At 69.2% G+C, this 13,308-nt stretch carries 13 protein-coding genes; 7 read left to right on the forward strand and 6 right to left on the reverse strand.

The annotated features are described in order from the left end of the window. Positions 1-151 precede the first annotated feature (151 nt). Both ACE3TL_RS14305 and ACE3TL_RS14310 read right to left on the reverse strand, forming a co-directional pair. A complete protein-coding gene (locus tag ACE3TL_RS14305; protein WP_374579353.1) occupies positions 152-730 on the reverse strand; it encodes a hypothetical protein in 579 nt (192 codons plus the stop codon). After that, positions 727-2,937 carry a TonB-dependent receptor gene (locus ACE3TL_RS14310; protein ID WP_374579354.1) on the reverse strand — a complete coding sequence of 737 codons (2,211 nt, stop codon included), beginning with the start codon at positions 2,935-2,937 and terminating at the stop codon, positions 727-729. Before ACE3TL_RS14310 ends, ACE3TL_RS14305 begins: the two co-directional genes overlap by 4 nt. A 270-nt stretch (positions 2,938-3,207) precedes the next feature. Between ACE3TL_RS14310 and ACE3TL_RS14315 the strand changes: the two genes are divergently transcribed. The 3 genes from ACE3TL_RS14315 to ACE3TL_RS14325 are packed head-to-tail and all read left to right on the forward strand — an operon-like array spanning position 3,208 to position 4,687. Next, positions 3,208-3,912 carry a hypothetical protein gene (locus tag ACE3TL_RS14315; RefSeq protein ID WP_374579355.1) on the forward strand — a complete coding sequence of 235 codons (705 nt, stop codon included), beginning with the start codon at positions 3,208-3,210 and terminating at the stop codon, positions 3,910-3,912. After that, positions 3,909-4,367 (forward strand): DNA polymerase III subunit chi, encoded by a 459-nt coding sequence (locus tag ACE3TL_RS14320; protein ID WP_374579356.1) that lies wholly within the window; start codon positions 3,909-3,911, stop codon positions 4,365-4,367. The genes ACE3TL_RS14315 and ACE3TL_RS14320 overlap by 4 nt, the downstream gene beginning before the upstream one ends. Next, a complete protein-coding gene (locus ACE3TL_RS14325; protein WP_374579357.1) occupies positions 4,364-4,687 on the forward strand; it encodes a peptidase inhibitor I78 in 324 nt (107 codons plus the stop codon). Before ACE3TL_RS14320 ends, ACE3TL_RS14325 begins: the two co-directional genes overlap by 4 nt. A 53-nt stretch (positions 4,688-4,740) precedes the next feature. Here the strand turns inward: ACE3TL_RS14325 and ACE3TL_RS14330 are convergent, their stop codons facing one another. From ACE3TL_RS14330 to ACE3TL_RS14340, 3 genes are all read right to left on the reverse strand, one after another. Then, positions 4,741-6,111, reverse strand: a complete 1,371-nt coding sequence (locus tag ACE3TL_RS14330) for a M28 family metallopeptidase (protein ID WP_374579358.1) — start codon at positions 6,109-6,111, stop codon at positions 4,741-4,743. Positions 6,112-6,277: 166 nt separating this feature from the next. Continuing rightward, positions 6,278-7,090 (reverse strand): potassium channel family protein, encoded by an 813-nt coding sequence (locus tag ACE3TL_RS14335; RefSeq protein WP_374579359.1) that lies wholly within the window; start codon positions 7,088-7,090, stop codon positions 6,278-6,280. Between the two features lie 44 nt (positions 7,091-7,134). Further along, a complete protein-coding gene (locus tag ACE3TL_RS14340; RefSeq protein ID WP_374579360.1) occupies positions 7,135-9,021 on the reverse strand; it encodes an ABC-F family ATP-binding cassette domain-containing protein in 1,887 nt (628 codons plus the stop codon). A gap of 138 nt (positions 9,022-9,159) precedes the next feature. Between ACE3TL_RS14340 and ndk the strand changes: the two genes are divergently transcribed. Next, positions 9,160-9,579 (forward strand): nucleoside-diphosphate kinase, encoded by a 420-nt coding sequence (ndk, locus tag ACE3TL_RS14345; protein WP_374579361.1) that lies wholly within the window; start codon positions 9,160-9,162, stop codon positions 9,577-9,579. A gap of 132 nt (positions 9,580-9,711) precedes the next feature. On the opposite strand, the gene ACE3TL_RS14350 is transcribed toward ndk, so the two are convergent. Beyond that, the gene (locus tag ACE3TL_RS14350) at positions 9,712-9,900 is read right to left on the reverse strand and encodes a hypothetical protein (protein WP_374579362.1); all 189 of its coding nucleotides are present in this window, start codon (positions 9,898-9,900) and stop codon (positions 9,712-9,714) included. A gap of 201 nt (positions 9,901-10,101) precedes the next feature. Between ACE3TL_RS14350 and ACE3TL_RS14355 the strand changes: the two genes are divergently transcribed. The 3 genes from ACE3TL_RS14355 to ACE3TL_RS14365 are packed head-to-tail and all read left to right on the forward strand — an operon-like array spanning position 10,102 to position 13,289. Continuing rightward, positions 10,102-11,253 (forward strand): acyl-CoA dehydrogenase family protein, encoded by a 1,152-nt coding sequence (locus ACE3TL_RS14355; protein ID WP_374579363.1) that lies wholly within the window; start codon positions 10,102-10,104, stop codon positions 11,251-11,253. A gap of 42 nt (positions 11,254-11,295) precedes the next feature. Continuing rightward, positions 11,296-12,516 (forward strand): CoA transferase, encoded by a 1,221-nt coding sequence (locus tag ACE3TL_RS14360; protein WP_374579364.1) that lies wholly within the window; start codon positions 11,296-11,298, stop codon positions 12,514-12,516. Continuing rightward, positions 12,513-13,289, forward strand: a complete 777-nt coding sequence (locus ACE3TL_RS14365) for an enoyl-CoA hydratase/isomerase family protein (RefSeq protein WP_374579365.1) — start codon at positions 12,513-12,515, stop codon at positions 13,287-13,289. Before ACE3TL_RS14360 ends, ACE3TL_RS14365 begins: the two co-directional genes overlap by 4 nt. Positions 13,290-13,308: the final 19 nt, after the last annotated feature.

Genomic DNA, 13,308 nt, shown 5'->3' on the forward strand with positions numbered 1-13,308 from the left:
ACGGCGAGCGTCCCGGAAAAGCAGACCAGATAGATCAGGGCGGCGAAGGCCAGGCCCAGGGCCGAATGCCCGGCGAGAACGGATCGCACGAAGCCGGCCGGAATCCTGGGCCAGATCGGCTTGCCGGCGCGTTTGGACGGTAGGGGCGAGGTCATGTCAGGCCCTTGAGCGCCGCAGCGGTGAACGTGACGATCGACACCCCGACCAGGACCGCGGCGGCCCGGAGAATCTTGTCGTCGGCCAGGGTCCAGGCCATGGCGCCGCCCCACAACAGCGGAACCATCAGCCCGCCGAAGATCAGCCGGGTCTGGGTGTCGCCGGGCGTCAAGGTCACGAAGGCGATGGCCGCCCCCATGGAAGCCACCATGCCGATCGGCCCGGCGAGGGCCGCGCGCAGCCAGCCGCGCCAGGCCTTGGACGGCCGATCGGACGGTTCAGGCGCCAGGCTCCTTTCCGCCCGCGCCCTGGCGGCGCGAAGCTGGACGTTGCAGGCGACCGTTCCAAGGGCGGCGACCGAGATCATAGTCATGGCGATGAACGGGCCCTGGGCGCCGCCCAGGACAAGGCTGGGCGCCGTCAGGATGACGGCGATCAACAGCCAGCCGGCCGCGATCAGCCAGGGGCGCCGGCTGGTGCGCTCGCTCCAGGCGCGTTTCAGCACGCCCGAGGCCACGGCCGCAGCGGCCAGGGCGGCCGCCGCGACGAGGATATGGCGAAGGTCGGGGCTCACCAGTTGGCCTGGAGAATGAGGCCGACGACGCGTGGGCGGCCTAGAACCGCCTGTTGCAGCGTCGGACTGACGTAGCTGGCGTAGTCCGCGTCGAACAGGTTCTCGCCGTAGAGATAGGCGCCCCAACGGCCGGTTTCATAGCCGAACTTGGCATTGACCACGGTGCGGGACGACACGCGGCTGGCGGCCTGGGAGGCACCAGCCTCCGTATAGACGGCGGAGCGATAGTTGGCGTTGAGGTTGGCGACGAAGCCACTCGTCCAGCGATAGTTGGCGCCGGCCGACAGCGTCCAGGCCGGCGCATAGATGAACTCGGTCCCCGACAGGTCGCTGACATTGCCGAGGCTGACTTCGAAGTCTTCGAACTCGGTCTTCGAATGGCCGACCGCGCCATAGACGTCGAGCGCCGGGCTCATGCGCCAACTGCCTTCGATCTCGAAACCGTAGAGGCTCGACTTCCCGGCGTTGACCGTATGGTAGTCGTAGAGGTTGGAGCCGAAGTTCACCGACACCTGCTGGTCCGTCCAATCGACGTAGTAGGCGTTGGCGTTCAGGGTCAGGGCGCCGTCGAGCCAGGCCGAGCGCAGGGACGCCTCGTAGTTCCAGGTGTATTCCGGATCGTAGGCGTAGTTCTGGGCGCGAGCGAGATTGGTGCTGGAGCCGCCGGAGCGATAGCCGCGCTGAACCACGAAGCCGAGCGCCAGATCGTCGGTGAATTCGTAGCGGACGCCGAGCTTGGGCAGGAAGGCGTCGAACTCGCGCGCCGACTCCGGCGAAGTCCCGGCGGCCTGGGCCACCAGGTCGGCGACGCCCAGATTGATCGCCGAGACCGCAAACCACATGGGGCTGAGCGGCGCTCCGTAGTTGGCCGGATCGGGATAGGCGCCGACGAAAGCCGCAGTCTGGACGCTCGATATGGCGTTCTCTTCGTGATCCCAGCGGAATCCGCCGAGCAAGGTCAGCCGGTCGGTCAAGCGCCAGCGCGCGTCGCCGAACAGCGCGTAGCTCTTCACCTTGGACGGATAGTCGCCGGTGTAGTCGACCGGGATGACGGGGAGGGCCGCGGCGTAGAGGTTGGCCACGTAGCCCGCCGTGGCCGCATCCAGTCCGTTGGACTGAAGCAGGTACGAGATCGTGCTGACCGGGGTCTCCACATTGACGCGGCTGAAATTGGAGAAGTGCTGGTCGCGGTTGTAGTAGAAGGCGCCGAGCAGGCCGCTCAACCGCTCGCCGTCATAGTTGAGGCGGAACTCCTGGGTCAGGGTCTCGTAGGTGCGGTCCGCATAGCCGTAGCCCTCGCTGGCCGGCGACAGGTCGCTGTCGTATTCGGTGAATTCGGAGACCTTGCTCCAGGACGTGGCGCTGGTCAGGGACAATCTGTCCGTCAGGGGATAGGACGCCTCGAGGGTGAGGATGTCCGTTTCGATGTCGCTGCCGTTGCGCGCGTCGCTGGTGTTGACCCGGTTGTCCCAATAGTCGGGCAGATTGGTGCGCGTGTAGACGAACCGGTAGCCGCCGCTGCTTTCGAACCGGGTGTAACCGAGGCGCGCCTCCAGTCCGGGCAGCGCCGACGGCGTCCACAGCAGCTTGGCGCGCACCGTCAGGCGGTCGACCGGGTCTTCGGGCGTATCGCGCGTGGAATTGTAGGTGAAGCCGTCGCCATCCCGGCGCTCCACCGCCAGGCGCAGACCCAGTTCGTCGGCGATCAGCGGCCCCCCGACGGCGGCGGCCACGCCGACCTCGCGGGGATCGGAGACGATCAGGCGGGCGGCGCCTTCCCAGTTCGGGCCTGGATCGCGGGTGCGCAACACCACGCTGCCGGCCAGGGCGTTCAACCCCTGGAGCGTGGATTGGGGGCCGCGCAGGATTTCGATCTGCTGCATGTCCCAGGTGTCCGTCGGCCCATTGAACAGCAGGCCGGTCGGAAGCGGCGCGCCGTCGACATAGACCGTGGACAGGGGCGCATCGCCCGCGCCGCTGACCCCCTGGGCCGCCACGCCCCGGATGGTGAAGCCCGAGCTGCCGTAGGTTTCGGACACGTTGGCGGTGCGATTATAGACGTCCTGCAGGCTGAGGATGGCCTCCTGCTCGATCCGGCGGGCGGTGGTGACCGCCACGCTGGTGGTCGTGGCCTGCAGCGAACGCTCGTACCGCTCGCCGGTCACGACGATCTCCTCCAACTGCGTCGCGGCGTCTTGCGGTTGCATCGCGGACGCCGCGATGGATTGCGCCGCAACCGGCGCGGCAGGCAGCAGGAGCGCGGCCACGCAAGTCGTGCATTTCAGGATGTGGGAGGTCATGACCGTCTCGGTTGCAGCAGGAGAGACTGCCGCATACTTTAATGCAAATAAGAGTCAATCTTAATTGCATATTCTGTCTTCGAGCCGCGCGACGACGCCCTGGCTCGAACGCCTCCTTTTCCATGGGAAGGGAAAGCTGTCATGGACAGCGCCGTCGCCGGCCTGCAGTAGAATCCTATGCGATTCATCCTGCTGCATAGCCCGCTGACGGGACCGGCGGCCTGGGCGCCGCTGGCGGCGGAGCTGGCGCGGCGTGGGGTCGAGGCGACCGTGCCGGCGATCCCGCCGCTGGCCGTGCTGGCGGCGCCCTATTACGACAACCTTGCGCGAGCGGTGGCGGTGCAGGCGCTGGGGCAGGGCGGGCCGTTCATCCTGGCGGCGCACTCGGCGGCGGGCGGACTGGCGCCGAGCGTGGTCGCGGCGATGCGGGGCCAGGTGCGCGGCGTGCTCTATGTCGATGCGATCCCGCCGCATCCCGGCCGCCGCTGGTTCGAGACGGCGGGCGATGGCTTGGTGGCCAGCCTGAAGGCCAAGGCGCAAGACGGAATGATCCCGGCCTGGGACCAGTGGTTTCCGCCTGGGGCGCTGGAGGCCCTGCTGCCCGAGGGGCCGCTGCGCGAGCGCTTCGCCGGCGAGCTGTCGCCGACGCCGCTGGCCTGGTTCGAGGAGGCTGCGCCGCAGACCGACTTGCCGGGCGACGTCGGCTGGGGCTTCCTGCGCCTGTCGAAGGCGTACGAGCGCGAGGCGGGGGAGGCGCGGCGGCTGGGCTGGCCGGCCCTGCGGCGCGACCTGCACCATCTGGCCATGGCCACGCATCCGCGCGAGACCGCCGAGGCGATGCTGGCCCTGGCGCGGCTGTTGGGATTGAGGACGGCGGCGTGAGCGAAGCGCCCTGCGAGGTCTGGTTCTACCACCTGGAGCGGTCCGGGCTGGACCAGGTGCTGCCCGAACTGCTGGAGCGGACCCTGGCGCGGGGCTGGAAGGCGATCGTGCGCTCGCGCGAGGCCGACCGGGTGGAGCACCTGGACGGCTGGCTGTGGTCCTATCGCGACGAGAGTTTCCTGCCGCACGGGCCGTCGGACGAACCGCAGGCGGCGCGTCAGCCGATCCTGCTGACCATGGGCTTCGAGAACCCGAACGGCGCGGACGTGCTGTTCCTGGTCGACGGGGCCGAACCGGGGGAGCTTGCCGGATACGCCCGTTGCATGATCGTGTTCGACGGGCGCGATACGGCGCAGCTTGCCGTGGCGCGTGCTCAGTGGAAGGCGGTCAAGGCCAAGGGGCACGCCGCCGTCTACTGGAAGCAGCAGGAGCGGGGATGGGAGAAGCAGGCATGAGGCGGTTCCTGGCGTTCGGCGTCCTGCTGGCGACCCTGGCCGGATGCGCGGCCGATGCTCCGCCGCCCCAGCCGGCGCCAGGGCCCACGGCCCAGCCGCCAGCGCCGCCCCCGCCGCCGCGCGAGCCGGACCTGTGCGGGGCGGGCGAGGCGCAGAGGTTCGTCGGCCGTCCGCGCAGCGAGATTCCCGTCCCGCTGCGGCCCGAGCAGCAGCGGGTGGTCTGCACGACCTGTCCGATGACCATGGACTTCCGCGCCGATCGGCTGAACTTCTTCTTCGATGCGGCGAGCGGGATCGTGAAGGAGGTCAAGTGCGGGTAGGGCAATAGGGCGCGGGCCGGGGGCGTCGCGTCCATGCCCGTACGATCTCGGCCTTACGGTTGCTTCGGCGGCGGGGGCGGAGAGACGAACGATCCGGCCAGGCCTGGGAAGACGACCGGGCTCTGGGCTCCGTCGGCGGCCACGGACGAGACGCCGAAGAACCAGTCGTCGATGACGACGCCTTGCAGTGTGGCCGAGGTTTCGGCCACGTCGCGCGACTGGCTCCACTGGGGTTCGGTCGTGCCGCGCCAATGGACGCGATAGCCGGCGGCGCCGGCGACGGGCATCCAACTGATCCTGGTGTCGGGCGAGACCGCGCCCTCGATCTTCACGCCCTCCGGCGGGGCCGGGGCGCGGGCCAAGGCGGCCATGGTCATGGCGTTGAGGCGTGTCACGCGGGCCAGATAGGGGAAATCGACGCCGTCGATGGTGTCGCCGTAGACGCGGCCGTTCTCTGTGAGCAGGTCCTGGTGCTGGCGGTCGTAGTGCTCGGCGGCCTCGGTCACGCGGACGGCGGGGAAGCCCTTGGCCAGCATCTCCACCTGATCGCCGCCGCGGCCGTAGCGGTCGGTGCGGTAGACCATCATCACGTCCAGACCGCCGAGATTTGCGGCCTGGCGGTCGGCCAGGGCGTCGATGAAGCGGGCGAGATTGCGCGAGGGGCTGTCGACCTCGCCGCCGTTATAGCGGCGCTGGCTGGCCTGCTCGGCCGTCTCGACGCTCTTCGTGCCCTCGGAGAACACCCGGACGCGGTCGCGAACGACGACGCCCGACTGGCCGTGGGTGTTGCCGACGATGTCGTTGTTGAGGTTGGCCTCGACCTTCCAGCCGCGCTGGACGGCGAAATCGGCCAGCACCTTGCCGCCGAGCAGACCCTGCTCCTCGCCCTCCAGCGCCGCGAAGACCAGGGTGGCGGGGAACTTGTATCTGGACAGGACGCGGGCGGCCTCCATGACCGCCGCCACGCCCGAGGCGTCGTCATTGGCGCCGGGTGCGTCGCTGGTCGCGTTCATCGGGTCGCTGACCCGGCTGTCGATATGGCCGGAAATGACGATGACGCGGTCCGGGTCGCTGGTCCCGCGCTGGATGGCCAGGATCGCGCCGACCTCGCTGGGCGTGGGGACGCGCTTGCCGGTGAAGGTCTGCTTGGGGACCTGGACCTCCAGGCAGCCGCCGCAGGCCTTGGAGATCGCCTCGAACTCGGCTGCGGCCCAGCGCTCGGCCGCCCCGATGCCGCGGGTGGGGGAGGCGCGGTCCGACAGCGTATGGCGGGTGCCGAAGCTGACGAGCTTCTCGATGGTCGCGCGCAGCCTGGCCTCGTCGACCGACCTGGCGATGGCGGAAAGCTGGGCGTCGGGCGGGTCGGCGGCGGCCGGAGCTGCGGTCAGCAGGACGGCCGCTCCGGCGGCGAGAATGGCGCGCATGGATCGTTCCTTTTCCGAAGCGATGAGTACGGCCGCCGGCAATTCGGCTCAAGGCTCAGCGGTCGTCGCGCTTGCGGGTGATCTGTTTCCAGGCCGCCCAGGCGCCGGGCGCGACGATGGCGGCGGCCAGCAGCAGGTAAACGATGCGGGCTTCTTCCGGCATGGCTCAGAACTCGTCGTCGTTGGGGATGTTCAGCAGTTCGCCGCAAGCCTTGCAGTGGACGGCGTCGACGTCGTGGCGGCGCAGGCCGCAGGTCGGGCAGGTGAAGCGGATCTTGTAGGGCCGGAACAGGGCCTGGGCCAGGCGCACGAAGAGGGTGATGCCGGTCAGCATGGTGACGATGGAGATCAACCGTCCCCAAGCGCCGGGCAGGGTGATGTCGCCGAACCCGGTCGTGGTGAGGGTGGCGATGGTGAAATAGAGCGCGTCCAGATAGCCGCCGACGCCCTCGGTGCGGGCGAAGCTGCTGTAGACGAATCCGGTCATGATGAAGACGAAGGTGACGAGGGTGGAGGCTGCGCGGATCACGTCCTCCCAGCGGGTCTCGTTGTAGCGGCGGCCGACCGTGTCCCAGAAGAATTCGGAGTGGATCAGGGTCCAGAGCCGCATCACCCGCAGGAAGGCGAGGTTGAACAGCCAGAGTGGGAAGAGCAGCGTCAGCAGCACGAAAAGATCGATCCAGCTCACCGGCCGGCGCAGCCAGGCGCCGAGGTTGTCGCTGGCGATCGCCCTGGCGGCCAGGTCCGTCGCGAGCACGACGGCCATGGTGTAGTCGACGAACAGGAAGGCCGGCGTCTCGCGCAGCAGCGGGGCGGCGATGAAGAAGGCGATCATCACGAAGTCGAGCGTGATGACCGTCAGCCGGAAGCGGACCGACCGGTCCGAATGGCCGTAATAGAGTTCGTGCAGCCGGGCGCGGATGCGCGGCAGGCGACGGCGCTGGCCAGGATCGGGCGGGGAGGCGGCGTCGGCGGGCATGGCGGCAGCTTAGACGCGTCGGTGGATTGGGGAAGAGGGCGCGATCAGGCCTCGCCCTTCAACGCTTCGTAGGCCTCGGTCGCTTCGAGCCATTCGAGTTCGGCCGCCTCCAGCGCGGCCTGGGCCGCCTCGCGCCGGCGGCCGAGGTCGGCTGCCTTGGCGGGGTCTTCGGTGAAGACCTTGGGATCGGTCAGGGCCTTGTCGATCTTGGCCAGGGCCTCGGTGGCGTGGGCGAGCGCGGCCTCGGCCGCCTCGGCGCGGCGGCGGGCCGTGCCGGTCGGGACCTTGGCCTTCGGCGGCGCAGGCGGCTTGGGCGGGGCGACGGGCTCGGCGGCGCGGAACTGGGTCGGCGCCTTGCCGGCCTGTTTGGCGCGGTCGATGACGAACCTGGCATAGGCGTCCATGTCGCCGTCGAAAGGGGCGATGGTCCCGTCGGAGGCCAGCCACAGGCGGTCGGCGACCAGCTCCATCAGCGAGCGGTCGTGGGTGATGAGGATCACTGCGCCCTGGTAGTCGTTGAGCGCATCGAGCAGGGACCGGCGGCTGTCGATGTCCAGGTGGTTGGTCGGCTCGTCGAGGATCAGCAGGTGCGGCGCCTCGGCCGCCACCAGGTTCAGCAAGAGGCGCGCGCGCTCGCCCCCGGAGAGGTTGGCGACGGTGGTTTCGACCTTCTCGTGGCCCAGGCCGTATTGGGCCAGGCGCGAGCGGCGGGAGGCCTCGGACGCCAGGGGCATCTCGCGGCGGATGATGTCGAGGGGCGTGTCGGCGGGGTCGAGGGCCTCGATCTGGTGCTGGTGGAACCAGCCGACCTTGAGCCGGGCCGAACGCTTTAGCTCGCCGGCCTGGGCTTCCAGCGCCCCGGCGACCAGCTTGGCGAAGGTCGACTTGCCCGCGCCGTTGACGCCCAGGAGGCCGATGCGGTCGTCGAGGTCGAGCCGCAGGTTGAGGCCCTTGAGGATCGGCGGACCATCGTCATAGCCGGTCGCCACGCCCTCCAGCCGCACCAGGGGCGGCGCCAGTGGACGCTCGGGCGAGGGCAGGACAAAGGGCGTGGTGTGCTCGATGGCCACGGCCGAGACCGGCGGCAGCTTGGCCAGCATCTTCAGCCGCGACTGGGCCTGGGCGGCCTTGGAGGCCTTGGCGCGGAAGCGGTCGACGAAGGATTGCAGGTGGGCGCGCTGGGCCTCGACCTTGGCGCGCGTGGCCTCCTGCAGGCGGGCCTTCTCCTCGCGTTGGCGCTCGAACTGGTCGTAGCCGCCGATATAGAGGGTCAGCTTGCCGTCGATCAGGTGCAGGATGTGGTTGCAGCTATTGTTCAGGATCTCGCGGTCGTGGCTGATGATGACCGCGGTGTGCGGGTATTTCTTCAGCCGGCTTTCCAGCCAGAGCGCGCCTTCCAGGTCGAGATAGTTGGTCGGCTCGTCCAGCAGCAGCAGGTCGGGCTCGGCGAAGAGCGCGGCGGCCAGGGCCACGCGCATGCGCCAGCCGCCAGAGAACTCGGCCATCGGGCGGGCGAGGTCGGCGTTCGAGAAACCCAGGCCTGAGAGGATTTCGGCGGCGCGGCTGGGCGCGCGGTCGGCGCCGATCTCGGACAGGCGGCCGTAGATGTCGCCCATGCGCTCTGGATCGGCGGTTTCCAGTTCGAGCAACAGGGCCGCCCGTTCCTCGTCGGCGGCCAGGACGGTGTCGATCAGCGGGACCGGGGTGGCCGGATGCTCCTGGTCCACCGAGGCGATGCGCGCCTGCTTGGGATAGCCGATCTCGCCGTCGCCGGCCGAGAGGTGGCCCAGGATCAGCTTGAACAGGGTCGATTTGCCGACGCCGTTGCGGCCCACGAGGCCAACCTTCGCGCCCACGGGAATGCTCACCGCCGCATGGTCGAAGAAGCGGCGGCCCCAGGAATCGAAGGTCAGGTCGTTGATCTGCAGCATGGGAGGGCGGGGGATTAGCAGAGGCCGGCGGCGAAGGCGACCGTGAGCGGCGCGCTTGGCGTCGTCACATCTCGCGGCTATAAGCCCGCCACCGCGCGAACGACCCGCGCCTCCCCAAGAATAAGACAAGCAAAGACAATGACCGAACGCACCTTCTCGATCATCAAGCCGGACGCCACCAAGCGGAACCTGACCGGCAAGGTCAACGCCGTGATCGAAGACGCCGGCCTGCGCATCGTCGCCCAGCGCCGTATCCAGATGAGCCAGGCCCAGGCCGAGAAGTTCTACGAAGTCCACAAGGAACGCCCGTTCTTCGGCGAACTGGTGGAATTCATGACCTCCGCCCCGGTGGTGGTGCAGGTGCTGGAAGGCGAAAACGCTGTGGCCAAGTACCGTGAAGTCATGGGCGCGACCAACCCGGAACAGGCCGCGGACGGCACGATCCGCAAGCTGTTCGCCCTGTCGGTCGGCGAGAACTCGGTCCACGGCTCCGACAGCCTGGACAACGCCAAGATCGAAATCGCCCAGTTCTTCACCGACGACCAGATCGTCGGCTGAGGCCCGGAACGGTGAAGCTCGCGGGGCGTTGAGCAGAGCGCGGCGGCGAGCCCACTCCCGAAGGTCCATCCCAGCGGACCTGCCGCGAACAAGGCCCCGTCCGGCCACGCCGGACGGGGCTTTTTTCATGGCCTATCGCGGCCGCGTGATCTGGCTGGCGCGCAGATGCGGCGAGTGCAGGCGGTCATAGGGGCCGATGGTCTTCAGGTGCAGGGCGGCGTCGAGCAGCCGGGCCCCGCGCAGGCCGCGCGGCGGCGGCTCGGCGCTGATGGCGCGCCAAAGGCTCTCGGCCTCTCGGTTCAGACGGTCGTTCCGGTCCATGCCATCCATGCCGCTCGAACAACGTACAGGGCGGGAGGTTCCGCCGGGTAAGGTTAAAGAACTGCAAAATCCGTTATTTGGTGGGGCGTCTGTGACATTTCCATCAAGAGCGGCCATCCGGTCGGGGAGATGACGCGGCGACACGGCTTACCTCCGGCCAGTCTTTTGGAGTAGCTGGAGGCGCAAGCGAGGGAGGACGGCTTGGGCGAAAGCTTTTCGGAAATCCGCGAGTCGGTGCGCCGGCTTTGCGCCCAGTTTCCCGGCGAATACTGGCGTGCGCTGGATCGCGAGCGGGCCTATCCCACGGCGTTCGTCAAAGCCCTGACCGAGGCCGGTTTCCTGTCGGTGCTGATCCCCGAACAGTATGGCGGCTCGGGCCTCGGCCTGGCGGCGGCGACGGCGGTGCTGGAGGAAATCCACCGCTCCGGCTGTAACGGCGGCGCCTGCCACGCCCAGATGTACACCATGGGCACGGTGCTCAAGCACGGCTCGGCGGCCCAGAAGGAGGCCTATCTGCCGAAGATCGCCAGCGGCGAGTTGCGCCTGCAGGCGTTCGGCGTGACCGAGCCCACGGCCGGGACCGACACCACGCGCATCTCGACCTTCGCCCGGCGCGAGGGCGACCACTATGTCGTCACTGGCCAGAAGCTGTGGATCAGCCGGGCCGAGCATTCGGATCTGATGGTGCTGCTGTGCCGCACCACCGCGCGCGAGGACGCCGCGCGGCCGGCCGACGGGATGAGCGTGCTGCTGGTCGACCTGCGCGAAGCGGTCGGGAACGGCCTGACCATCCGGCCGGTCCGCACCATGCTGAACCATGCGACGACGGAGCTGTTCTTCGACGGGCTGAAGGTGCCGGTCGCGAACCTGGTCGGGGAGGAGGGCAAGGGTTTCCGCTACATCCTCGACGGCATGAACGCCGAGCGCATCCTGATCGCCTCGGAGTGCATCGGCGATGGCCGGTTCTTCGTCGACCGGGCCAGCGCCTACGCCAGCGCGCGCGAGGTGTTCGGCCGGCCGATCGGCCAGAACCAGGGCGTGCAGTTCCCCATCGCCCGTGCCCACGTGCAGGTGAGCGCCGCCTCGCTGATGGTCGACAAGGCCGCGGCGATGTTCGATGCGGGCGAGCCGTGCGGGACCGAGGCCAACATGGCCAAGATGCTCGCCTCCGAAGCCTCCTGGTTCGCAGCCGACACGGCGATCCAGACCCATGGCGGCTTCGGCTTCGCCGAGGACTACGACATCGAGCGCAAGTTCCGCGAGACGCGGCTCTATCAGGTCGCCCCGATCTCGACCAACCTGATCCTCAGCCATGTGGGGACGCACGTGCTGGGGATGCCGAAGTCGTTTTAGGCTGCCTCTCCACGCGCGGGAGGGAGGAGAGCGGGGTTCTGGATGTACGATCTTCTGAAAGGCCTGCGGGTCGTGGAGGGCTCGGCCTTCGTGGCGGGGCCGACCTGTGGGCTCTATCTCGCCCAGCTCGGCGCCGAGGTGATCCGGTTCGACAATATCGGCGGCGGGCCGGACTTTCGGCGCTGGCCGCTGACGCCCGGCGGCGACAGCCTCTATTGGGAGGGGCTAAACAAGGGCAAGAAATCGATCGCCATCGATCTGTCGCGCCCGGAGGGCCGCGAGCTGGCCGCGCGGCTGGCCGCGGCGCCGGGCGAGGCGGGCGGCGTCTTCGTGACCAACTTCCCGGTCGAGGGCTTCCTCTCCTATGAAAAGCTCAGCGCCCTGCGGCCGGACCTGATCTGCGCGCGGGTGATGGGCTGGGCGGACGGCGGGCCGGCGGTGGACTACACGGTCAACAGCGCGGTCGGCGTGCCGCTGATGAACGGCTTTCCAGGTGAGCCGCGGCCGGTCAACAACGTGCTGCCGGCCTGGGACCTGCTGACCGGCGCCTATGCGGCCTTCGCCCTGGTCTCGGCGCTGCACGCGCGCCAGCGCGACGGGAAGGGCCGGGAGATTCGCATTCCGCTCTCGGACATCGCCGCCTCGACCATGGCCAATCTCGGCTATCTGGCCGAGAGCCTGGCCGGCGAGGATCGGCCGCGGATGGGCAACGACCTGTTCGGCGCCTTCGGCCGCGACTTCATGCTGAAGGGCGGCCGGCGGATCATGCTGGTGGCGATCACGCCGCGTCAGTGGAAAGGCCTGACGGAAGTGCTGGAGATCGTGGCCGAGGTCGCGGCCCTGGAAGCCGAGCTCGGGGTCAGCTTCGCCGCCGACGAGGGTCTGCGCTTCGCCCATCGCGCGCGGCTGTTCCCGATCTTCGAGGCGGCCTTCGCGCGCAAGAGCCTGGAGGAACTGAAGCCCGCCTTCGACCGCGAGGGCGTCTGCTGGGGGCCTTATCAGCCGATGAGCGAAGCTGCCCAGGACCCGCGCCTGGTGGCGGGCAACCCGGTGTTCGCGCAAATCGCCCAGCCGAGCGGGCGGACCTATCCCGCGCCCGGCTTTGCGGGCACGATCCCGCAAGCGGCGCGCCAGGCGCCGCGGGGGGCCTCGCGACTGGGCCAGCATACCGACGAGGTGCTCAGCCAGGTGCTGGGCCTGGAGGGCGGCGAGATCGCCAGACTGCATGACGCCGGCGTTGTGGCCGGCCCGGAGGGACGATGAGCACGGTCGAGATCAGCGAGCCTTCGGAAGGCGTGAAGGTCGTCACCCTGTCGCGGCCGGAGGCGGCCAACGCCCTGAACACCGCCATGGGCGAGGAACTGCTGGCGCTGTGGCAGGAGCTGGCGCGGGACGCCTCGGTGCGCGCGGCGGTGCTGACCGGGGCGGGGCGGTTCTTCTGCGCCGGGGCGGACCTGAAGGAACGCGACGGGATGAGCGACCAGCAATGGTCGGAGCAGCATGTGATGTTCGAGGCGATGATCCGCGCCCAGCTTGCCTGTCCGTTCCCGATCATCGCGGCGGTGAACGGCGCGGCGATGGGCGGCGGCTGCGAGATGGCGCTGGCCTGCGACTTCGCCTGGGCCTCGAGCGCGGCGCGGCTGGGCTTGCCGGAGGTGGGGCTGGGGATCATCCCGGGCCTGGGCGGCACCCAGTATGTCGTCAGGGCGGCGGGCGAGCGGCGGGCGGCCGAGCTGCTGATGTCCGGCCTGCCGATCGATGCGGCCCAGGCGCTGGAGTTCGGGCTGGTCAACCGCGTGACCCCGCCGGACGAACTGATGGCCCAGGTGCTTGAGCGGGCCAGGGTGATCGCTGGCAAGGCGCCGCTGTCGGTGCGGGCGCTGAAGAAGGTGGTGCGCGGCGGGGCGGCCCTGCCGCTGGACGAGGCGATGGACCTGGAACTGGCGCAGTACAACCGTCTGTTCAAGACCCAGGACCGCCGCGAAGGCGTCGCCGCGTTCAACCAGAAGCGGACTGCGGTGTTCCGCGGGGAGTGAGCATTAAATCCTCCCCCGC

The sequence above is a fragment of the Phenylobacterium sp. genome, from assembly GCF_041920015.1.
Taxonomy (GTDB): Bacteria; Pseudomonadota; Alphaproteobacteria; order Caulobacterales; family Caulobacteraceae; genus Phenylobacterium.

Coding starts and splice junctions, on each gene's coding strand:
- ACE3TL_RS14350 (WP_374579362.1), bottom strand. CDS start 9,900: ATGGACCGGAACGACCGTCTGAACCGAGAGGCCGAGAGCCTTTGGCGC.
- ACE3TL_RS14330 (WP_374579358.1), bottom strand. CDS start 6,111: ATGCGCGCCATTCTCGCCGCCGGAGCGGCCGTCCTGCTGACCGCAGCT.
- ACE3TL_RS14325 (WP_374579357.1), top strand. CDS start 4,364: ATGAGGCGGTTCCTGGCGTTCGGCGTCCTGCTGGCGACCCTGGCCGGA.
- ACE3TL_RS14310 (WP_374579354.1), bottom strand. CDS start 2,937: ATGCAACCGCAAGACGCCGCGACGCAGTTGGAGGAGATCGTCGTGACC.
- ACE3TL_RS14365 (WP_374579365.1), top strand. CDS start 12,513: ATGAGCACGGTCGAGATCAGCGAGCCTTCGGAAGGCGTGAAGGTCGTC.
- ACE3TL_RS14360 (WP_374579364.1), top strand. CDS start 11,296: ATGTACGATCTTCTGAAAGGCCTGCGGGTCGTGGAGGGCTCGGCCTTC.
- ndk (WP_374579361.1), top strand. CDS start 9,160: ATGACCGAACGCACCTTCTCGATCATCAAGCCGGACGCCACCAAGCGG.
- ACE3TL_RS14315 (WP_374579355.1), top strand. CDS start 3,208: ATGCGATTCATCCTGCTGCATAGCCCGCTGACGGGACCGGCGGCCTGG.
- ACE3TL_RS14340 (WP_374579360.1), bottom strand. CDS start 9,021: ATGCTGCAGATCAACGACCTGACCTTCGATTCCTGGGGCCGCCGCTTC.
- ACE3TL_RS14335 (WP_374579359.1), bottom strand. CDS start 7,090: ATGCCCGCCGACGCCGCCTCCCCGCCCGATCCTGGCCAGCGCCGTCGC.